Annotated in this window: 22 protein-coding genes; 4 read left to right on the top strand and 18 right to left on the bottom strand. The window is 71.5% G+C overall.

The window, feature by feature from the left end; genetic code table 11:
- Positions 1-17 precede the first annotated feature (17 nt).
- The 12 genes from ACWPQI_RS02860 to ftsH all read right to left on the bottom strand — a co-directional run bounded on the left by ACWPQI_RS02860 (position 18) and on the right by ftsH (position 10,096).
- Positions 18-461 (bottom strand): rhodanese-like domain-containing protein, encoded by a 444-nt coding sequence (locus ACWPQI_RS02860; RefSeq protein ID WP_010594607.1) that lies wholly within the window; start codon positions 459-461, stop codon positions 18-20.
- An 87-nt stretch (positions 462-548) separates the two neighbouring features.
- Positions 549-1,391 carry a type III pantothenate kinase gene (locus ACWPQI_RS02855; RefSeq protein WP_010594608.1) on the bottom strand — a complete coding sequence of 281 codons (843 nt, stop codon included), beginning with the start codon at positions 1,389-1,391 and terminating at the stop codon, positions 549-551.
- Positions 1,392-1,393: 2 nt separating this feature from the next.
- Entirely contained in the window at positions 1,394-1,831 is a 438-nt protein-coding gene (gene panD, locus ACWPQI_RS02850) for an aspartate 1-decarboxylase (RefSeq protein WP_003935999.1), read from the bottom strand.
- Positions 1,832-1,862: 31 nt separating this feature from the next.
- Positions 1,863-2,804, bottom strand: a complete 942-nt coding sequence (gene panC, locus ACWPQI_RS02845; RefSeq protein WP_048773418.1) for a pantoate--beta-alanine ligase — start codon at positions 2,802-2,804, stop codon at positions 1,863-1,865.
- Positions 2,797-3,732: a Rossmann-like and DUF2520 domain-containing protein gene (locus ACWPQI_RS02840; RefSeq protein WP_017681653.1), complete on the bottom strand. Its 936-nt coding sequence runs from the start codon at positions 3,730-3,732 to the stop codon at positions 2,797-2,799. Before ACWPQI_RS02840 ends, panC begins: the two co-directional genes overlap by 8 nt.
- Before the next feature lie 128 nt (positions 3,733-3,860).
- Positions 3,861-4,742 carry a DUF6779 domain-containing protein gene (locus ACWPQI_RS02835; RefSeq protein WP_474738629.1) on the bottom strand — a complete coding sequence of 294 codons (882 nt, stop codon included), beginning with the start codon at positions 4,740-4,742 and terminating at the stop codon, positions 3,861-3,863.
- Positions 4,743-4,872: 130 nt separating this feature from the next.
- Positions 4,873-5,337 (bottom strand): DUF3180 domain-containing protein, encoded by a 465-nt coding sequence (locus tag ACWPQI_RS02830; protein ID WP_017681654.1) that lies wholly within the window; start codon positions 5,335-5,337, stop codon positions 4,873-4,875.
- Positions 5,337-5,861, bottom strand: coding sequence for a 2-amino-4-hydroxy-6-hydroxymethyldihydropteridine diphosphokinase (gene folK, locus ACWPQI_RS02825; protein ID WP_010594614.1), 525 nt, complete (start codon positions 5,859-5,861; stop codon positions 5,337-5,339). Before folK ends, ACWPQI_RS02830 begins: the two co-directional genes overlap by 1 nt.
- Complete coding sequence (gene folB, locus ACWPQI_RS02820; protein WP_010594615.1) at positions 5,858-6,226, bottom strand: dihydroneopterin aldolase; 369 nt, start codon at positions 6,224-6,226, stop codon at positions 5,858-5,860. Before folB ends, folK begins: the two co-directional genes overlap by 4 nt.
- A complete protein-coding gene (gene folP, locus ACWPQI_RS02815; protein ID WP_085997952.1) occupies positions 6,223-7,074 on the bottom strand; it encodes a dihydropteroate synthase in 852 nt (283 codons plus the stop codon). The genes folB and folP overlap by 4 nt, the downstream gene beginning before the upstream one ends.
- 2 nt (positions 7,075-7,076) lie before the next feature.
- Complete coding sequence (gene folE, locus ACWPQI_RS02810) at positions 7,077-7,694, bottom strand: GTP cyclohydrolase I FolE (RefSeq protein ID WP_371851040.1); 618 nt, start codon at positions 7,692-7,694, stop codon at positions 7,077-7,079.
- 68 nt (positions 7,695-7,762) lie between these two features.
- On the bottom strand, positions 7,763-10,096 hold the full coding sequence (gene ftsH / locus ACWPQI_RS02805; RefSeq protein WP_048773420.1) for an ATP-dependent zinc metalloprotease FtsH: 2,334 nt from the start codon (positions 10,094-10,096) through the stop codon (positions 7,763-7,765).
- A gap of 227 nt (positions 10,097-10,323) precedes the next feature.
- Here ftsH and ACWPQI_RS02800 point away from each other — a divergent pair, with 227 nt between their 5' ends.
- Positions 10,324-12,516 (top strand): protein kinase domain-containing protein, encoded by a 2,193-nt coding sequence (locus ACWPQI_RS02800; RefSeq protein ID WP_048773421.1) that lies wholly within the window; start codon positions 10,324-10,326, stop codon positions 12,514-12,516.
- Here ACWPQI_RS02800 and hpt read toward each other — a convergent pair.
- Genes hpt through dacB form a run of 4 tightly spaced genes read right to left on the bottom strand, consistent with a single transcriptional unit; the run spans position 12,504 to position 16,517 of the window.
- Entirely contained in the window at positions 12,504-13,058 is a 555-nt protein-coding gene (gene hpt, locus ACWPQI_RS02795) for a hypoxanthine phosphoribosyltransferase (protein WP_003938265.1), read from the bottom strand. The genes ACWPQI_RS02800 and hpt overlap by 13 nt on opposite strands.
- 20 nt (positions 13,059-13,078) lie before the next feature.
- The gene (gene tilS, locus ACWPQI_RS02790) at positions 13,079-14,077 is read right to left on the bottom strand and encodes a tRNA lysidine(34) synthetase TilS (RefSeq protein WP_040273712.1); all 999 of its coding nucleotides are present in this window, start codon (positions 14,075-14,077) and stop codon (positions 13,079-13,081) included.
- Positions 14,078-14,079: 2 nt separating this feature from the next.
- On the bottom strand, positions 14,080-15,120 hold the full coding sequence (locus ACWPQI_RS02785; RefSeq protein WP_010594621.1) for a zinc-dependent metalloprotease: 1,041 nt from the start codon (positions 15,118-15,120) through the stop codon (positions 14,080-14,082).
- Positions 15,111-16,517, bottom strand: coding sequence for a D-alanyl-D-alanine carboxypeptidase/D-alanyl-D-alanine endopeptidase (gene dacB / locus ACWPQI_RS02780; RefSeq protein ID WP_010594622.1), 1,407 nt, complete (start codon positions 16,515-16,517; stop codon positions 15,111-15,113). The genes ACWPQI_RS02785 and dacB overlap by 10 nt, the downstream gene beginning before the upstream one ends.
- Positions 16,518-16,687: 170 nt before the next feature.
- On the opposite strand from dacB, the gene ACWPQI_RS02775 reads away from it, so the two are divergent.
- Positions 16,688-17,179 (top strand): inorganic diphosphatase, encoded by a 492-nt coding sequence (locus ACWPQI_RS02775; protein ID WP_003938269.1) that lies wholly within the window; start codon positions 16,688-16,690, stop codon positions 17,177-17,179.
- 54 nt (positions 17,180-17,233) lie between these two features.
- Here the strand turns inward: ACWPQI_RS02775 and ACWPQI_RS02770 are convergent, their stop codons facing one another.
- Together ACWPQI_RS02770 and ACWPQI_RS02765 are read right to left on the bottom strand one after the other, a co-directional pair.
- Positions 17,234-18,337: an SRPBCC family protein gene (locus ACWPQI_RS02770; RefSeq protein ID WP_010594623.1), complete on the bottom strand. Its 1,104-nt coding sequence runs from the start codon at positions 18,335-18,337 to the stop codon at positions 17,234-17,236.
- Between the two features lie 11 nt (positions 18,338-18,348).
- A complete protein-coding gene (locus ACWPQI_RS02765; protein ID WP_010594624.1) occupies positions 18,349-19,179 on the bottom strand; it encodes a crotonase/enoyl-CoA hydratase family protein in 831 nt (276 codons plus the stop codon).
- A gap of 147 nt (positions 19,180-19,326) precedes the next feature.
- Here ACWPQI_RS02765 and ACWPQI_RS02760 point away from each other — a divergent pair, with 147 nt between their 5' ends.
- On the top strand, positions 19,327-19,848 hold the full coding sequence (locus ACWPQI_RS02760) for a 2-oxo-4-hydroxy-4-carboxy-5-ureidoimidazoline decarboxylase (protein WP_017681663.1): 522 nt from the start codon (positions 19,327-19,329) through the stop codon (positions 19,846-19,848).
- A 64-nt stretch (positions 19,849-19,912) separates the two neighbouring features.
- Positions 19,913-20,386, top strand: coding sequence for a YbaK/EbsC family protein (locus tag ACWPQI_RS02755; protein WP_026137982.1), 474 nt, complete (start codon positions 19,913-19,915; stop codon positions 20,384-20,386).
- The last annotated feature ends 35 nt before the right edge of the window (positions 20,387-20,421 follow it).

Raw genomic sequence — 20,421 nt, 5'->3', positions numbered from 1 at the left:
ACCGGCGCCCCGACGGATCAGTGTGCGGTGACGCGCGCCACGTCGTCCTCGACGTGCGGGGCGGCGGCGATCGCACCGGTCGCCCCGGCCGCCGCCAGGGCCGCGTACCCGCCGACGAGACCGGTGACGCGGCGCAGGCCGAGGGCCTGCAGCCCCGCGACGACGGCATCGGTCTCCGCGCCGGAGGCCGAGACCACGACCCACTCGACGTCACGGTCGACGGCCACCGCCAGGCGCTCGTCGTCGGCGGGATGCAGACGCCGGGGCAACAGTTCCGCGGAGATGGCCAGGGCACCGGGCAGGGTGCCCTGAGCGGCGCGCTCGGCGTGGGAACGGATGTCGACGACCACCGCGCCGCGCGCGACGGTCGCGGCCAGTCCGGCCGGATAGATGCGCTCGGTGGTGAGCGGGAGGGGATGGGCGGGTGCGGCGACGAAGGATGCAGCAAGCGCAGTGCGCATGAGAGAGACTCCAGGAAGGTGTGAACGGTCGAGGCGGACGTCAGCCTCGACAACACTCCTGGGCGCTCATGCAGCGGATCACGGCGACTATTCTTGCACAGGATCGCGGTGGGCGGAACCCACTGCGGCGGATCGGGCGCCGCGCCGTGCGAGATTGCGCTCGTACACCAGGCGCAGCCCCTCCAGCGTCAGGTCCGGTTCGTGGTGCTCGAGCATCTCGGATTCCGGCATGATCAGCGGCGCACGGTCGCCGGTCCCGATGACCGCGACGTCGTCACCGTCGAAGCCGCGCTGCTCGGAACGCACCAGCCGCACCAGCCCGTCGACCATCCCGGCGAATCCGAAAACCGCACCGGACTGCATGCATTCGACGGTGTTCTTGCCGACCACGGCGCGCGGGCGCAGCAGCTCCACCTTGCGCAGCGCCGCGGACTGGGAGGCGAGCGCGTCCATCGACACCTCGATGCCGGGGGCGATGATGCCGCCGAGGAACTCCCCCTTTGCCGAGACCACGTCCACGCACGTGGACGTCCCGAAGTCCACCACGATGCACGGACCGTCGTAGAAGTGGTGTGCCGCAAGACTGTTGACGATGCGGTCGGCGCCGACCTCCTTGGGGTTGTCGACGAGCAGCGGCACCCCGGTGCGCACGCCCGGTTCGACGACCACGTGCGGCACGTGTTCCCAGTAGCGGGCCAACATCACCCGGATCTCGCGCAGCACCGACGGCACCGTGGACAGCGCGGTCACCCCGGTGATCTGATCGACGTAGCCGCCGAGCAGGCCACGGAAGATGAGCGCGAGCTCGTCGGCGGTCATCCGCGGATCGGTACGCATCCGCCAGTCCCGCAACAACTTCGCATGCGAGCCGCTGCCGGTGAACAGACCGAGGACGACGTTGGTGTTCCGGACGTCGACGGCGAGGAGCACTGTTACACCAACGAACCGGAGTCGAGCGTGGCGAGCATGCGCGGGGTGATCAGACCGGAACCCTCCGGCGCGTGCGCCGGATCGTTGCCGAGTTCGACCTGCCGGTTGTCCGCGTCGACGAACACCACGCGCGGGTTGTAGTCGCGGCATTCCTGCTCGTTCATCACGCCGTAGGCGATGAGGATGACGAGATCGCCGGGGCTCACGAGACGTGCTGCGGCACCGTTGATCCCGATGACGCCGGAGCCTCGCTCGCCCGCGATGACGTAGGTTTCGAGACGGTTGCCGTTGTCGATGTCGACGATCGCGACCTGCTCGCCCTCGAGCAGGTCGGCGGCGTCCATCAGGTCCTGGTCGACGGTCACCGAGCCCACGTAGTGCAGATCGGCGTGGGTCACCGTGGCGCGGTGGATCTTCGACTTCATCATCGTGCGGAACATGGTGTCTCCTCAGCTTTTCGTGCCGGTCGCGCTATCGGCGGGTGAGCAGGTCGTCGGGGGTGGACGCGTCGACCGGGCCGGTCTCGCGTTCGAGGAATCCGGTGCCGATTGCGACACCGACGTTGTCGATGAGCCGGGTGGTGCCGATCCGAGCGGCGATCAGCAGCCGGCCGTCGCCACGTTCCGGAGCGGGACCGAGATCCGCACCCCGCAGTTCGAGATAGTCCAGCTCCACCGCGGGCTCGGCGGCGAGCACCGCGCGTGCGGCGGTGAGCACGGCCTCCGGCCCGCCGGCGGCGGCGTGCGCCCCGGCGACCAGCGCCGCGGACAGCACGGTGGCGATCCGGCGCTGCTCCGGATCCAGGTAGCGGTTGCGCGACGACAGCGCGAGCCCGTCCTGCTCGCGCACCGTCGGCACACCCACGATGCGGACGTCGAAGTTCAGGTCCTGCACCATCTGCCGGACCAGGGCGAGCTGCTGGTAGTCCTTCTCGCCGAAGAACACGACGTTGGGCGCCGCGATCTGCAGCAGCTTCGCGACGACGGTGAGCATGCCCGCGAAGTGCGTCGGGCGGCTGCCACCCTCGAGCTCCGCTCCCAGGGGGCCCGGATGGATCATGGTCCGCCTGCCCTCGGGGTACATCGCGGCCGCCGTCGGTGCGAACGCCAGCTCGACACCGGCCTCGCGCAGCAGCGCGAGGTCCGCGTCGAGGGTGCGGGGGTAGGCGTCGAGGTCCTCACCGGCGCCGAACTGCAGCGGATTGACGAAGATCGACACCACCACCACGGCACCGGTGAGCTTCGCCTGCCGTACGAGTTCGAGGTGACCGGCGTGCAGGGCACCCATCGTCGGCACGAGCGCCACGGTGCGGCCGACGCCGCGCAGCGCCTTGGTGACCTTGGTCAGGCCGGCGGGATCGTGGTGCACGGTCAACTCGCCGCGCACGTAGCCGCCCTGTTGCGTTTCACTCACCGTGATCAGCCCCTTCGAGGATCTCCATCAGTTCCGGTTTCGCACCGGCGCGCTGCGCCGAACGCAGCGACATCGCCCGGTAGCCGGCGGCGATCCGAGGTTCGACCTCGTCGAGCACCCGCAGGTGCGTGGCCACGGCCTGCGCGTCGCCGCGAGCGACCGGACCGGTCAGCGCGGACGGTCCGCGGCGCAGCGCGTTGTCGAGCGCCGCCGCCAGCAGCGGCTGCAGCACCCGCTCCGCGACACCACCGGGCGCGTCGTCGACGAGTTGCTGGCCGAGCAGTTCGTCACCCTCGAGCGCCACCCGCAGCGCCTCCACCGCATCGACCACGAGGGTGACGAGGTGGTTGCTGCCGTGGGCGAGCGCGGCGTGGTACAGCGCGCGCCGCTCCTCGCGGACGCGCACGGGTTCGCCGCCGATCTCGAGCACGAGGGACTGGGCGATCGCGTAGCCGATGTCGTCGGCGGCCGTGATGCCGAAGCACGCCGACGCGAGCCGGACGGTGTCCTCGTCGTGGCCGGTGAACGTCATCGCCGGATGGATGGCGAGCGGCACGACGCCCTGGTCTGCCAGCGGAGCGAGAACACCGACGCCGTTCGCGCCGGACGTGTGGGCGACGATCGTGCCGCGCGATACGGAACCGGTGGCGGCGAGGCCGCGGACGAGGGCGTGGAGTTCCGAGTCCGGGACGGCGAGGAGCAGCAGGTCGCAGCGAGCGGCGACCTCGTCGACGGGGAGAATTTCGGTGTCCGGGAGCCGGGTGCGGGCGCGGTGCTTGGACTGTTCGGAAACGGCGGAACAGGCCACGACCAGGTGGCCGACGCGTTCGAGTGCCGCGCCGATCGCCGTGCCCACCCGCCCGGCGGAAACGATTCCGACCGTCAGTCGTGCAGGCGCAGGCTCGTTGGTGATCCCGAAGGAGGTCACGGGAGTCCTCTCGTTCGTTCCAGTCCCGCTCGGCGGGTACCAGACGTTCCGATCGACGATAGCGCGGTGCGAGCGACCACGGCCACGGCAGAGAACGTGATCTGCGCCTCACCCGCCGTGGCGGGTGCTCAGCGCTCGGCGGACAGGGCAGCGAGGATCTCCGCGACCGTGCGCCCCTGGCTGTGCGCGCCCTCGCCCGCGTCGTCCGCCCGCCGTCGCCGGGCGCGCCGGCCCGTGGGCTCGGCGTCGCCGTCCGCGTCCGAGGCCCCGTCCTCGGGTGGCTCCGGCTGTGTCCCGGCGTCCTCGGGCTGTTCCGGTCGTGTCCCGGCGTCCTCGGGTTCCTCCGGCTGTGTCCCGGCGGCCTCGGGTTCCTCCGGCTGTGTCCCGGCCTCGGTCCGGTCCTCGGGGCCGGTCCCGTCCTGTCGTCGCGGGTCCGGCGACGCGCCGGGAGCAGCCGTCGCTCCCGCCGGGCGGCGGGGCACAGCGGTCGTCGTGTCGCCGTCGGTGACCACCGTGGTCTCGGCGGTCACCGGCTCGTCGTCGGGCGACGCGAAGAACGGTCCCGCCGGGCGGGGCGCGGCGGTGACCCGGAAGTTCCCGCCGCCGAGCTCCTGCAGTTGTCCCCGGCCCGCCCACAACGCGGCGCGGTCCTCGGGCAGCCGGCCGTCGAAGAGCACCTCGAGGTTGCGTCGCAGCGCAGCGAGCTCGGCCCGCAGGGCCGCCATCTGGTCGGCGTCGATGCGCAGCTCCGAGCGGACCTTCTCCTCGACGGTCAGCTCGTACTCGCGGCGTGCCGCGATCTCCCGTTCGAGCTGCAGTTCGTACACGGTCTGCAGATCCCGGACCTTGGCGCGGTCCAGTGCCGACTCGCGTCGGTACTTCGTCATGGCGATCGCGCCGACGGTGGCAGCCCACAGCGCGACCACCAGCCCGACACGCAACAGCTGGACGCTGTCGCTGAAGACCAGGAACAGCGACGCGATCAGCGCCAGGGCGAGCAGTGCCGCCACGATCACAGAACTCGCGCTGCGCCGTGGCCGACGACCCTTCCTCGTTCGCACCGGAGTCCCCATGGGCTCCAGACTACTGGGCGTGGCCGCCGTGACCCGAAAGTCGAGCGCACCCGGACCGCCGCCGCCGTCAGGTCGCCGGCTCGTCGGGATCTTCCGGTGTCCGGCAACAATGTTCGAGCCACAGGGCGGCACCCGCGAGTGCCACACCGGCGAGCAGCCCGACGATCACACCGGCGCTGTCCTCGACCGCGGCCTGGAGCACCGGTCGCTGCGGCACCAGGTACAGCAGGAACCCCGCCCAGATGCCCGCGCTGGCCGCACCGACCAATGCCGATGCCTTCGCGAGCGCCACCGCACGAGCCGCCGTGATGGGATGCAACTGGTGCGGCCCGTCGCCGATCTCGTGCTTGCCGACGCGGGAACGGATCATGAAGGCCAGCACCACCTCGACGATCGCGACCGGATACAGCGACGCTCCCGCATAGACGGGGATCGGCGGCAGCGTGCCGTACAGGCCGCGCGCCAGCAGCCATGCCGCGACGGCGGCGAGCACCGCCAGCGCCAGCAGATCCCGGATACGCGTCGGCTTCATCACCGCGGCGGCTCCAGCCGGTACTCGGTGCGGCGCACACCTTCGCGTTCGTCGACGGCGAGAGCCGCGAGCCACTCCGTCAACGGCCGTCGCGTGCCGTCGACCACCAGCGTCGCCTGCGGTTCGACGTCCCACCACGGGACGAGCACGAAGGCGCGCAGGTGGGCGCGCGGATGCGGCAGGGTCAGCTCGGGATCGTCGCTGAGAACCTCGCGGCCGTCCGAGTCGTGGCAGGTGACCACGTCCACGTCGAGGCTGCGCGGACCCCACCGCTGTTCCCGGACCCGGTCGGCGGCAGCCTCGAGCTGCCGGCCCAGGTCGAGCCAGCCGCGGCAGTCCAGCGACGGGTCCTCGGCGACGACGACGGCGTTGAGGAAGTCCTGCTGCTCGACCCCGCCCCACGGCGCGGTCGAATACACCGGCGACACGGCCACGATCCGGTCGGCGAGGGCTTCGGTGACCGAGCGCAGGTGCGCGGTCCGGTCCCCGATGTTCGAGCCGATGGACAGCACCGCCCGGCTCACGAGCCGCTCCGGGTGCGCTCGACCACCACCGCCACGTCCGCGAAGGTCAGCGGGATCGGCGCCGACGGCTTGTGCAGGGTGACCTCGACCCGGGTGACCCGCGGGTCGGTGAGGACGTCGGCGGCGATCTCACCGGCAACGGTCTCGATGAGGTCGCGTGACGGGCCCGCGACGATCGCGGCGGCCCGCTCGGCGAGGATGCCGTAGTGCAGGGTGTCGTCGAGGGCGTCGCTCGCCGCAGCCGGTGCGAGATCGAGCCACGCGACGATGTCCACCAGGAAGTCCTGGCCGTCGCGCTTCTCGTGGTCGAACACCCCGTGGTGGCCGCGGACCCGCAGTCCGCGCAGTTCGATCCGGTCGCTCACGCCGATCCTCCCGCCGCACTGCCGCGCTGCCACGCCCCGACGACGGCGACAGCGTCCAGCGACGCCCGCACGTCGTGCACGCGCACTCCCCACGCCCCGTGCTCCGCCGCGAGCGCCGACACGACGGCCGTGGCCACCTCGCGGCCACCGGGTGGCCGGATCGTGCCGTCGGGGGCGGCGAGCAGGGAACCGAGGAAGCGTTTGCGCGACGCACCGATCAGCACCGGGTAGCCGAGTTCGGTGAGCTCGGGCAGGCGGCGCAGCAGTTCCCAGTTGTGGTCGGCGTCCTTCACGAAGCCGAGGCCGGGATCGAGGATGATGTTCGCCGGATCCACGCCGGCCGCGATCGCGGCGTCCACCTGCACCATCAGCTCCCCGCGCACTTCGCGGACCACGTCGTCGTAGTGGGTGGATCCGCCGGCGTGCACGAAGCCGCCGGCGGGTCGCCAGTGCATGAGGATCCACGGCACGCCGGCCGCGGCCACGACCGCGGCCATGCGAGAGTCGGCGCGTCCACCCGAGACGTCGTTGACGATGGTGACCCCGGCCTCGATCGCCGCCTCGGCCACGGAGGCACGCATGGTGTCGACACTGGTGGGAATGCCGGCGGCGCTCAACGCGGCGACGACCGGCGCGACCCGCGCGGCCTCGACCTCCGGGTCGACGCGAGCCGCTCCGGGACGGGTGGATTCCCCACCGACGTCGACGATGTCCACACCCAGGTCACGCAGTTCCAGGCCGTGCGCGATCGCCGCGTCGCGGTCGAGGTACCGGCCGCCGTCCGAGAACGAATCCCGCGTCACGTTCAGCACACCCATCACCACCGGGCGACCGGGGTTCGGCAGCATGCTCACCGGCGCAGGATCAGATCCAGGGCCTCGGCACGCGACGCCGAGTTGGTCTGCAGCAACCCCCGCACCGCCGAGGTCGTGGTGCTCGCCCCCGGCTTGCGGATGCCCCGCATGGCCATGCACAGATGCTCGGCCTCGACGACCACGATCACCCCGACCGGATCCAGCTTGCGCATCAGCGCATCCGCCACCTGACTGGTCAGCCGCTCCTGCACCTGCGGCCGCTTGGCGTACAGATCCACCACCCGCGCCAGCTTCGACAGGCCCGTCACCCGGCCGGTGGGACCGGGGATGTAGCCGACGTGCGCGACCCCGTGGAACGAGACCAGGTGGTGCTCGCACGTCGAGTACATCGGAATGTCGCGGACCAGGACGAGTTCCTGATGGCCCTCGTCGAAGGTCTTGTCCAGGACCGAGTCCGGATCGGTGTACAGACCGGCGAACATCTCCCGGTACGCCCGCGCGACCCGGGCCGGAGTGTCGAGCAGCCCTTCGCGCTCGGGGTCCTCCCCCACCGCGATCAGCAGTTCCCGCACGGCCGCCTCCGCGCGAGCCTGATCGAAGGCCCGGCCCGATTCCCGGCTGCGCAGGAGCTCGCCGTCACCGCCGATCGACACGGAATCCGCCTCGGAATCCAGGTGATTCACCGACACCAGACCGTACCTCCACTCTTCTCGACTCGGGTTCAGCGCGGACCGGTCGGCCCCTCCCACGGCTGTGTCGGCGGTGGCTCGGGAGCCACGTTCCGCTCGGCCTGTCGCTCGTCCTCGTCGGCCGGGCGCGCGGGCTGGGTCCATTGCGGATACCCAGGATAGGTGCTCTGCGGCCGCTCGGACTCGGCAGGCGGCCAACCGGGTGCCGACCAGCCCGCCGGGGCGCCGTAGTCGGGCCGGGTGGCGTGGCGGGGTCCGCCCGGGTACGGCGGCTGCCCGAAGCCCGGCAGCGGCTCCGACGCGGGCGCCGGCACCGGCGCCGGATGCCCGTTGGTCGGCGCCGCGGGCTGCGACTGCGGCAGCGGCTGCGGCTGCGGCTGCGGCTGCGGCTGGGCAGGCTTGGTGAAGGACGGGCGCACCGCTTCCGGCGGCCACGGCTCACCGCGTTCCTTCGCCCGCTCGGCCGGCGTCTTGATGGGGGGCTTGTCCGACGGCGTGCGTCCACCGAAGTCGTTGAACTCGGTGATCCGCGGCCGCTTCTCGACGGAGGCGAGGATCCGCTCGAGATCCTTGCGGGTGAGGGTCTCGTGTTCGAGCAGTTCCCCGGCGAGCACGTCCAGCACGTCGCGGTAGTCGTTGAGGATCGCCCAGGCTTCGGTGTGCGCGGCCTCGATGAGGTTGCGCACCTCCTCGTCGATCTCGCGGGCCACCTCGTGCGAGTAGTCGGACTGCACGCCCATCGAGCGGCCGAGGAACGGGTCGCCGTGTTCCTGCCCGTAGCGGACGGCGCCGAGGCGGGCACTCATGCCGTACTCGGTGACCATCGCACGGGCGATCTTGGTGGCCTGGTCGATGTCCGAGGAGGCACCCGTCGTCGGCTCGTGGAACACGAGTTCCTCGGCCGCGCGGCCACCCATGGCCATCACCAGGCGGGCGATCATCTCCGAGCGGGTCATCAGGCCCTTGTCGTCCTCGGGGACGGTCATCGCGTGACCGCCGGTGCGGCCGCGGGCGAGGATCGTCACCTTGTAGACCGGCTCGATGTCCGGCATCGCCCACGCGGCGAGCGTGTGCCCACCCTCGTGGTAGGCGGTGATCTTCTTCTCGTGCTCGCTGATGATGCGGCTCTTGCGGCGCGGGCCGCCGATCACCCGGTCCACCGACTCCTCGAGTGCGGCCTCGGTGATCACGGTGCCGTTCTCGCGCGCGGTGAGCAGCGCAGCCTCGTTCACGACGTTGGCCAGGTCCGCGCCGGACATGCCGACGGTGCGCTTGGCCAGTCCCTCGAGGTCGGCGTGCTGGTCGAGCGGCTTGCCCTTGGAATGCACCTGCAGGATCGCCCGGCGCCCGGCGAGGTCGGGGTTGGTGACCGGGATCTGCCGGTCGAACCGGCCCGGCCGCAGCAGGGCCGGATCCAGGATGTCGGGACGGTTGGTGGCGGCGATGAGGATGATGCCCTGCCGGTCCCCGAAGCCGTCCATTTCGACGAGCAGCTGGTTGAGCGTCTGCTCCCGTTCGTCGTGGCCGCCGCCGAGGCCGGCACCACGCTGACGGCCGACCGCGTCGATCTCGTCGACGAAGATGATGCAGGGGCTGTTCTGCTTGGCCTGCTCGAACAGGTCGCGCACGCGGGACGCACCGACGCCGACGAACATCTCCACGAAGTCCGAACCGGAGATGGTGAAGAACGGGACGCCGGCCTCACCGGCAACCGCGCGGGCGAGCAGGGTCTTGCCCGTGCCGGGAGGGCCGTACAGCAGGACGCCCTTCGGGATCTTCGCGCCGAGGGCCTGGTAGCGCGCCGGGTTCTGGAGGAAGTCCTTGATCTCGTACAGCTCTTCGACGGCCTCGTCCGCACCGGCGACGTCGGCGAACGTGGTCTTGGGCATGTCCTTGGTCAGCTGCTTGGCCTTGGACTTGCCGAAGCCCATCATCCCGCCGCGGCCACCGCCCTGCATGCGGCTCATCACGAAGAAGAACACCCCGAGCAGGATGATCATCGGGAGCACGAACAGCAGGATCGACGTCAGCCAGCTCTCCTGGGTGACGGTGGTGTCGAACTTCTCGAGGCCCGCGCCGGCGACTTTGTCGAAGATCTGCTCGGACGCCGACTCCGGGTACTTGGCGAGGATTTCGGTGTCGTCCCCGGTCGCCTCGTTGCCGCTCTTCAGCCACAGGCGTACCTGCTGCTCGCGGTCGTCGATCTGCGCCCGGCTGACGTTGTCCGCATCGAGCTGAGCAAGCGCGACAGACGTGTCCACCTTGGTGAAACCGCGGGTGTCGTCGCCGAAGTAGCTGAAGGCGTAGATGACCAACAGGATGCCGGCGACGATCGCCAGATTACGGAACACTGTCTTGCGGTTCATACAGGTTCGGCCCGGCCGGCCGGTCCTTTCGATAGTGCGGTCATCATCGTGGTCGTCCCGAGGAGTCCGGCGACGAACCGGACACCGCAAGGTTACCGCGTGTACGCGCAGCGTTGCCCTCGCGCGCCCGCACGGTTCGAGGGGTCAACGTCCGGGGCCACCCGGAGGTTCCCGCCGGTCGCGTCAGCCGCCTGCGGGCACGGGCCCCACCGTGGTTATCATTTCGCATGGCCATGCAGGAGCCGGAATCTGCAACCGAGGCCGACCCGACCCATTCCGCTGCGGCCGAGCCGACCCGCACGGTTGCGGCCGATCCCACCCGTACAGCCGAGGCGGAGCCGACCCGCACCGCCGAGGCCGACCCGACCCGCACCGCCGAGGCCGACCCGACCCGCACCGCCGAGGCCGACCCGACCCGCACCGCCGAGGCCGACCCGACCCGCACCGCCGAGGCCGACCCGACCCGCACGGCCGCCGTGGAGCTCACCCGTACGGCCGATGCGCCCACCGAACCAGCCCGTACCAGCGCGGTCGTCCCTCGCGGCGAAGCGACGACCGAGCCGTTCCCGGTCCGCGTCCCGACCGGTATCGACGACGTCGAAGCCGGGAACCGGATCGACGACTTCGACCTGCTCACCAACCTCGGCCGCGGCGCCTTCGGGCGGGTGTTCCTGGCCCGGCAGCACTCGATGCAGCGGCTCGTCGCCGTGAAGATCTCCCCCGACCGCGGTACCGAGGCCCAGACCCTCGCCCAGCTCGACCACGACTACATCGTCCGTGTCTTCGACCAGCGGATCCTGCCGGACCACGGCCTGCGGCTGCTGTACATGCAGTATCTGCCGGGTGGGACGCTGCTGCGGGTGCTGCACCGGGTGCGCACCACCCCACCCGAGCAGCGCAGCGGCCGGCTCCTGCTCGACGTCGTCGACGAGACCCTCGCCGAGAAGGGGGAGATCCGGCCCGCCGAGTCGACCGTGCGCAGCCGGCTCGAGAACCTGAGCTGGCCCGAGACCGTCGCGTGGCTCGGGCGCCGGCTCGCATCCGCACTGGACTACGCCGATCGGCGCGGAGTGCTGCACCGCGACGTGAAGCCCGCCAACGTTCTGCTCACGGCGGAGGGCGTGCCCAAGCTCGCCGACTTCAACATCAGTTTCGCCGAGTCCGTCGGTGGCACGTCGGCCGTGGCGTACCTCGGCGGGTCCCTGGCGTACATGTCGCCCGAGCAGCTCGAGGCGTGCCATCCCGGTCTGCCCGGCACCGCCGCGGACATGGACACCCGCAGCGACATCTACGCGCTCGGGGTCATGTTGTGGGAACTGCTCACGGGTGGCCGGCCCAACAGCGAGGACGACCTGGGCGCCGAAACCCTGCCCGCACTCGAGACGATGCTCGCGCGGCGACGCTCCGGACTGACCGCGGCCGCGCGCGAGCGGATCCCGGCCGACTGCCCCCAGACTCTGCTGCGGGTGCTCGCGAAGTGCCTCGAACCGGATCCGGCGGATCGGTGGGCGTCGGGTGCGGAGCTGGCACAGCAGTTCGACCTGTGCCTCGATCCGCGGGCCCGGGACCTCGTCGACCCGCCGCCGCACAGCTGGCGCGCCCGGCTCCGGCGCCCCGTGGTGCCGATCCTCACCGCCGCAATCGCGATCCCGAACGTGCTGGCCGCGCTCTACAACTACCAGCACAATGCGAACCTGATCGTCGACCGGCTCCCACCGGACACCCAGCGCGAATTCGAGCAGCTCGCGCTGATCATCAACGGGATCACCTTCCCGCTCGGCACGGTGATCATCGTGTATCTGTGCCGACGGTTGATCACCGTCCCGCGCGGTCTGCACCGCGGCCGCAGCTACGACGCAGTGGAACTCGCCCGGGCGCGGCACGACGCACTGCTGATCAGCGATCGCGTCGCCGCCGTGGTGATGACCCTGTGGACGGTCGCCGGCATCGCGTTCCCGGTGGCACTGCACTTCGTCGGCGGCAACATCGACGGCCCCTCCGCCGCGCACTTCCTCACGTCGATCCTGGTGTGCGGGGCGATCGCCGTCGCCTATCCGTTCTTCCTGGTCGCCTTCTACATGGTGCGATCGTTGTATCCGGCCTTCCTGCCGCACGGGGCGACCGACGCCACGGATGCCCGCGAACTCGAGGGCCTGCACCGCCGCAGTGTGCGCTACCTGGCGCTGGCGGCGGCCGTTCCGCTCGTCGGGGTGGCCGGCGTGACGTACCTCTCACCCGAGGAGATCCAGCAGGTCCTCGTCGCGGTGCGGGTACTGGCGGTGGGCAGCATCGCCGCGTTCGTGCTCGTGTACTGGTTGTTCCGCATCATGGAGGACGACCTGCGCGCCCTGCAGCGCGGCGTGGCCCCGACCCGGGCGACGCGCGAGCCGGTGAAGCCGGGCCCGGATCAGTCGGTGTAGACCTTCGGGTCGAGGGTGCCGATGTACGGCAGATCACGGTAGCGCTCGTCGTAGTCGAGGCCGTAGCCGACGACGAACTCGTCCGGGATGTCGAATCCCACGTCGGCGACGTGGACGTCGACCTTCACGGCCTCCGGTTTGCGCAGCAGCGTCACCACCTCGAGGGACGCCGGGTTCCGGGAGGAGAGGTTGCGCATGAGCCAGGACAGCGTGAGGCCGGAGTCGATGATGTCCTCGACGATCAGCACGTTCCGGCCGGCGATGTCCTTGTCGAGGTCCTTGAGGATGCGCACCACGCCGGACGACGAGGTGGACGACCCGTACGAGCTGACCGCCATGAATTCCATCTGGGTGGGGATCGGCAGCGCCCGCGCGAAGTCGGTCATGAAGAAGATCGCGCCCTTGAGCACGCCGATGAGCAGCAGATCACCCTCGGGTGCGCCCACCGGATAGCGCGCGGCGATGGTCTCGGCCAGCTCCTTCGTGCGCTGTTCGATCTGTTCCTCGGAGATCAGTACCGACGCGATGTCGTTCTCGTACACCGGGTTCATCCTGCCTTCCCTCAGTCGTCCGCACCCTGTCGCCGGCCGACGAACTCGACGATCAGCCTGCCACGCCGACGCGTGACGACCAACCTGACGCCGGGCTGCGGCCCGCCGCCCACGGCGACGCCGCCCTGGCCGCGCCACTGCCCGATCAGGTCGTCGACGGCTCGCAGCTTGCGGTCCGTCGGGGCGGAGGCCCCCGAGTCGAGCAGCCATCGTCGCAGGACCCGTCGTCGTACCGCGACGGGCGTGCCGGCGAGGACGTCCACCGCCAGCCCGGTCCCGACCCGGGCCTCCCCCAGCCGGCGCCCGGCCAGTTCCTCCAGCGCGTCCTCGTCCTCGCGCAGCTGCGCGGCCGTGCGCGCGAGGGCCGGTGCGACCCCACCGCCGAGCACGTCCTCGAGCAGCGGCAGCACCTCCTCACGCAGCCGCACCCTGGTGAAACGACGGTCGCTGTTGTGCGCGTCGTCGTAGGGCGTGTACCCCAGTTCCGCACAGGCCCGGCGGGTGACGTCGCGACGCACGCCGAGCAGGGGGCGCCCCCACGGCTCGTCGAACTCGCACATGCCGCGCAGGGAGCGGGCCCCGGAACCGCGGCCCAGCCCCAGCAGCACCGTCTCGGCCTGATCGTCGAGCGTGTGCCCGAGCAGCACCGGCAATCCCGCCCGGGCCTCGTCGAGCGCCCGGTAGCGGGCCGCACGCGCGGCCGCCTCGGGACCGCCGGGGCCGGTCACCGCGACGCGGACGACCTGTACCGACACGCATCCGGCCGACCGGGCGAATGCCGCGGCGCGGGCGGCGACGTCGCCGGAGCCGGGCTGCAGGCCGTGGTCGACGACGACGGCGTGCACCGAATCCGCCTCGGCGACGGCGGCGACGGTCAGAGCCGACGAGTCGGCGCCGCCGGACAGGCCGACCGCGACGGACCGGCCGTGGGTCGCGACCCAGCGACGGACGGCCAGACGCACCTCGTGGACGGCAGGGGTCTCGGGCAGGAGCGGTCGATCGGACGACACCGTCAGGCCAGTACCCGTGCGATCCACGCGTCGGGGTCGTCGATCTCGGCGAGGGTCGGCATCGCGTCGGGTCCGCTCCAGACGGTGTTGAACCGGGCCATGCCCACCCGTTCGACGACGGTGTCGACGAACTTCTTGCCCTGCACGTACTGGGCCATCTTGGCGTCCATCCCGAGCAGTGCACGGACGATGCGGTGGACGGGGTTCACGGCGCGCCGGCGACGGTTGTCGAACGCGCGCCGGATCTGCGCGACGGCGGGCACCACGGAGGGTCCGACCGCGTCCATCACGTGGTCGGCGTGGCCCTCGAGCACGGTACCCAGGGCCAGCATGCGGTCGAGGGCGGTGCGCTGGGGTTCGGACTGCACCGCTCGGACGAGACCGAGCACACCGCGCTCGGCCATGGGCTTCTCCTCCCCCGGCCGGCGATCGCGCAGGACCCCGGTGATCCGGCCGGCGAGATCGGTGAACGACTCGTCCACGGTCCGGCCCAGCTCCGCCGCCGCCTCGCGCATCAGGTCCGCCATCCACGGGGCCTCGGCGAACTGCACGCGGTGGGTGACCTCGTGCAGGCACACCCACATCCGGAAGTCGGCGGTGGGCACCCGCAGCGCCCGCTCGACGGCGACGACGTTCGGGGCCACGAGCAGCAGCGACCGCGAGAACGGGTCGTACTGACCGAGCACGGCGGTGGACAGGTACGCGAGCATCGCGCCGGCCTGCATGCCGGCGGGCTTGCCGACCCACCGGCCCTCGGTGGGCCCGGAACCGGTGAGGTCCGCCATCGACCTGGCGGCGGCGTGCACCCATTCGGACCGGTCGACCACCGCGGCCGGCGGCACGTCTCGCCCGTCGCCGAGGCCGGTCAGCTCCCGCACCGGTGGCTCGGCGCGGTCGGCGGCCGAGGCCAGCTCGGCGACGACGGTCTCGGCGGTGTACCGCGACATCGCCGGGCCCGGCCGGGTCAGGCGCGCTCCGACCCCGGCCGCGAACTTCCAGTCGATCGCGTCACCCAGCGTCCGGTCCCGGTCGGTCATCGGCATCCGCATCCTCGGAGGGTCGCCGCCACCGCGTCGAGGGCAGGTCGGCTCTCGCCCGGCGAACGGTCGTTGGACAACAGGGCGAACGTCAGCACCCGGCCGTCGGTGTCGACGACGAATCCGGTCAGACCGCTCGCCTGCGACAGGGTGCCCGTCTTCGCGCGAACCCAACCCGCCCCGTCGCGGTTGGTCGAGGCGTAGCGCTCCGAGAGGGTGCCGGTGGCGCCCGCGACCGGCAGGTAGTCCAGCATCGGGCGCAGCGACGCCTGTTCGGTTCCGGCGGCGGCGGCCATCACCGCGTCGAGGAGCCGAGCGGGAATCCGGTTGTCGACGGACAGGCCGCTCACGTCGTGGAGGGTGAGCCCGGTCAGGTCGAATCCGGCCTCGCGCAGGGCCGCGGCGACGCTGTCGACCGCGCCGCGGAAGGACGGCTCGACACCCTCGGCCGCGGCGATCTCGCGGCCGACGGCCTCGGCCAGGACATTGTCGGAGTAACCCATCATCTGCCCCAGCCGATCGCGCAGCGGCGCCGACTGCACAGCGGCCAGCGGAGCCGCTCCGGGCCGGACTGTCCCGGTGGCGACCCGGGCGGGGTCCGCGCCGAGCGCGGCGGCGAGGGCCCGGCCGGCATCGAGGGCGGGGGTGGGGGTGCGCGGCGACTCGTCCTCGAGGGGGTTCAGCCGGCCGCCGTCGAGCATCACCGGTTCGATCGGCGCCACGGAGCCGCCGGCGATGTCGGCGGGGAACCATCCGGTGGCCAGGGCGTCACCGGCGTAGGCACCGGTGTCGACGAGCACCGTGTCGACGACGACGCCGCTGCGCTGGATCTGCTGCACGAGGTCGGCGATGCGCGGGGCGCCGGCGTAGAAGCCGGGCTCGCCGGGGGGCTGGGCGGTGAGGGTGGGATCGCCACCGGCGACGAGCACGATCTCCCCCGGCCGGCTGCCCTCGACGACCTTGGTGGTGACCCGGTGTTCGGCGGGCAGGGCGAGCAGCGCTGCGGCGGCGGTGAGAACCTTCGTCGTCGACGCCGGGATCATCGGCCGGGCCGGGTCCTTCGACCACAGCACGGTGCCCGTGGCGGCGTCGGTGATCGAACCGGTGAAGTTGCCCAGCCCCGCGTTCCCCAGCGCCGGCGCGAGCGTGGCGGCCAGGGCGGGGCCGGTGGGGGCGAGGGCGTCGGCCGGTACCGGGGCCACCTGCGGGGTCGCGGTGACGGGCGCCGGTGCCGGCGCTATCGCGGCGGCGGCCTCGCCGCTGCGGAAGTCGGAGAGCGCGAAGGCCCCTCCCACGAGCAGCGCGACGGTCCCCGCTGCCCAGATGGTGAACAGGATCCGGAGGTTCCGGCGGCGCCGTCCCGCCAGTGTGCCCAGCTTCTTCTTGCCCTGCCCCGCCAACACGCCTCCGCTGTGTCGAATCCCGCGGCGTTCGCCCCGGCGAATCCCGCGCCCTGGTGACCGCCCCGGTGGTCCGGCACCTGCGCCACCAGCGTAGCGCCGACCCGTTATCCTCTGTGCGGACCATCACCGCAGATACGGCAGTCGTATCGATCTACAAGTGAGGACACGGCGTGGAGTTCGAGGTCACCATCGAGATCCCCAAGGGGCAGCGCAACAAGTACGAGGTCGATCACGAAACCGGCCGCGTGAAGCTGGACCGCTACCTCTACACCTCGTTCGGCTACCCCGCCGACTACGGCTACATCGAGAACACCCTCGGCGAGGACGGGGACCCGCTGGACTGCATGGTGCTGCTGCCCGAGTCCGTGTTCCCCGGCGTCATCGTCGAGGCCCGTCCGGTGGGCATGTTCAAGATGGTCGACGAGGCCGGCGGCGACGACAAGGTCCTCGCCGTGCCCGCGGGCGATCCGCGCTGGGACCACGTCAAGGACATCAGCGACGTCTCGCAGTTCGAACTGGACGCGATCAAGCACTTCTTCGTCCACTACAAGGACCTGGAGCCGGGCAAGCACGTCGAGGCCGCGGACTGGGTCGGCCGCGCCGAGGCCGAGGCCGAGGTCTCCGCGTCGATCGAGCGCCTGAAGGCGAACGGCGGGCACTGACCCCACGCGCCGTTCGGGCTCCGCGGCCGCCGGCTGCGGAGCCCGAACGCGTTCTCAGCCGCTGCGCTCGATCGCGTCCCGGATGTCGGCGAGCCGATCGAGCAGGCGCGGCCGGAGCCGGGCGTCCACCCGCGCCGACCACGGCCGCAGCAGGCGCCGCGACCGCAGGACGACGTGCTGTCGCAGGAGACATCCCTGCGGGGTGGACTCGATCCGGTAGTCGACGTGGCCGGTGAACCAGGCGCTGCGGAAGTCCATCGCGAGCAGGTCCGGGTCCTCGATCGCGGTCACGACGCTGTCGACGGGCATCCACCAGCCGGGCGCGAGCCGCACCCGCTCGTGCCACCGGGTGCCCTCGGTGGTCGGACCGGACGGGGACTTGCCCGTCCGGACGCCGCTGCGCGCCGGTGCGCCCACGTGGTCCTGCACGTCGGCGAGCAGCGCGAACACCATCCCGGCGGGTCGGCGCACCGGAATCCGAAGCCGGAAATCCATTGGGGTTACTGGACTTTCGTCGACCGGCGGCGGACCGCCCCGTCGGCGCCGCGCGTGTTGCTCCGCTCGGTCCCGGATCCCCAGCAGCATTCGCCGGGACATCACGAAGTCGCCCACGTCCATGAGGACGGCCCAACCGACCGCGAACGGCGACGGGGGAATCCGGAATCGCACGCGATGCACCAGTCGGCTGCGTCCGGGCCCGTCCGGACGCAACGTCAGCGCGACGGTGACCGAACCCCCGTCGTGCGAGTGGGCATACACGAGGGAACGTCCGGGATCGATCGACTCCACCCGGAAGGCGGCCGGGGAACCCGCGACCAGCCGGACCCGGTCACCGACCTCGAGCCGCTGCAGTTCGGGCCGGATCTCGCGGGCGCTCGGCTTCCCGCCGTTGTCGACGAGGTCGTAGCTGTACCAACCGGCACGGTCCCCGGCGCCCATCTGGACCAGCCACGGCCACACGTCCTCCGCCTCGGCCACGATCGACACCGCTCGGGTCGCCGACAAGTGAGGCCGGGGCACGATCTCGTCCCCCGGCATCCGTCCGGCCACCTCGGTCCTCGTCGCACCCCAGTGCAACTGCCAGGGCCGGTAGACCGTCAGATACACCAGCGGGACGGCCGGCAGCAGCCGGCCGCCCCACGTCAGGACCGGGCGCACCCGTCCATCCTCTACCGGCCCCGGAACTCCGGGGGCCGCTTCTCGAAGACCGCCGCGACGGCCTCGGTCAGATCCTCCGACGGCAGGAACGCGGAGTTCCAGGCCGCGACGTAGCGCAGGCTGTCGTCGACGCGCGGCGAGCGGCTGTGGTCGAGAACGGCCTTGATGCCGTGCACCACCAGCGGCGGATTCGCCGCGATCTCGGCGGCGGTGGCCTGTGCGGCGGTCAGGACGGCATCCGCGTCCTCGAAGACGTCGTTGACCAGACCGATCTTCTCCGCGCGTGCCGCGTCGATGTCCTTGCCGGTGAGGGCCAGCTCGCGCAGGTGCCCGTCGCCGATGATCAGCGGCAGGCGCGCGAGACTGCCCACGTCGGCGACCATCCCGACCTTGACCTCGCGGACGCTGAACTTCGCGTCGGCGCTGGCGTACCGGATGTCGGCCGCGGAGATCAGATCGACGCCGCCGCCGATGCACCAGCCCTGCACGGCCGCGACGACGGGCTTGCGGCAGTCCGCGACCGCGGTGATCGCCGCCTGCATCCGCTTGACCATCTCGTGGAACTCGGTGCGCGGGGCGGCCAGCGCCTTGTCCGCGAGGACCTTGCCCAGGTCGCCGCTCATGGCGGGCAGGTCGAGACCGAAGGAGAAGTGCTTGCCGGCGCCGGCGAGCACGACGGCACGCACGTCCGGATCCGCGTCGAGCTCGCCGAACAACAGCGGCAGCTCGGTCCAGAAGTCGGGGCCCATGGCGTTGCCTTTGCCCGGACCGACGAGGGTGACGAGCGCGACGTGGTCCGCGACGTCGACCGTGAACGCTTTCCAGCGAGATTCCTGAGTCATTACTCGAGAGTAATATGCGGGCGCCGATCCGCTGGCACGGACCACTCGTTACAGCCTGGAAAATTCCGCGCTCCGCCTCTGGTGGCCGACACGCCGCGGACGGATCCTGAGGGCACGAACGGTCCGGCTCGTAGAGGAGGGACTGTCATGTTGATGCACCAGGGCATCGGTCTGGGCGCCTTCAACGCCCTGTCCCGGCGGGGCGCCACCCACGCGCTGTACGAGTGCTGCGCGTCGCTCACCTGGGCCCAGGAGGTAGCGGCGGGACGTCCCTATGCGAGCTATCCGGAACTGTTCGCCCGCGCCGACGCCGCCCTGTTCTCCGCGAGCGACGCGGAGATCGCGGCGGCCCTCGACTGTCACCCGGTGGTGGGCCGTCGGCGCGGCAGCACCGCCTCGCGGCTCGAACAGTGCTCGCTGTGGGACGAGGACGAGGCCTTGACGACCGCGATCACCGCTGCCGCCGCCGCGTACGAGGAGCGCTTCGGCTACCGCTACCTGTGGTGCCCGCAGGGCCGCGGACTGCGGGATCTGCTGACCGACCTCCGCCACCGGCTCGCACACGACCCCGAGGCGGAACGCAAGGTGTGCACGGAGGAACTCGCCAAGATCACCCGCACCCGGCTCGAGCGCATGCTCGGACCCGAGGACGGCTTTCCGCTGTACTGACCCCGGCCGCGGCCGGACCTGCCGATCGGAGCCACGGACGGCGGCAGCCTCCTAGGCTGGAACCATGTCCGGGACACTGCATCCGAATGCCGCTCGAGTGGCCGACACGCTCATCGCGCGCGGGCACCACGGGTTGATCACGACCCAACCGGAGTCGGTGCACACCGCCGAGCAGGCGGCGGCCGCGCTCGGGGTCGACGTGGGCGCGATCGTCAAGTCGCTGGTGTTCCTGCTCGACGACGAACCGGTACTGCTGCTGGTCTCGGGTGCCCATCGGGTGAATCCGGAACGAACCGGCAAGCGTCTCGGCGGTGTGCTCGTCGCGGCGCCCCCGGACGTCGTCACCGAGGTCACGGGTCAGCCCGTCGGCGGGGTGGCGCCGCTCGGGCATCCGACGAACCTGACCACGTACGTCGACACCGCCCTGGCCGCCTTCCCCCAGCTCTGGGCCTCCGGCGGGCATCCACGCACGCTGTTCCGCACGACGTTCCGCGAACTGATGCGCATCACGGCAGCCGTCGACGTCGAGGTCGACTAGCCCTGCCGACCCGGACGACGGGCCCGGCCGGTGCG

It is taken from the genome of Rhodococcus sp. LMD, from assembly GCF_056108245.1.
This window is presented reverse-complemented; position numbering and strand designations above follow the sequence as displayed.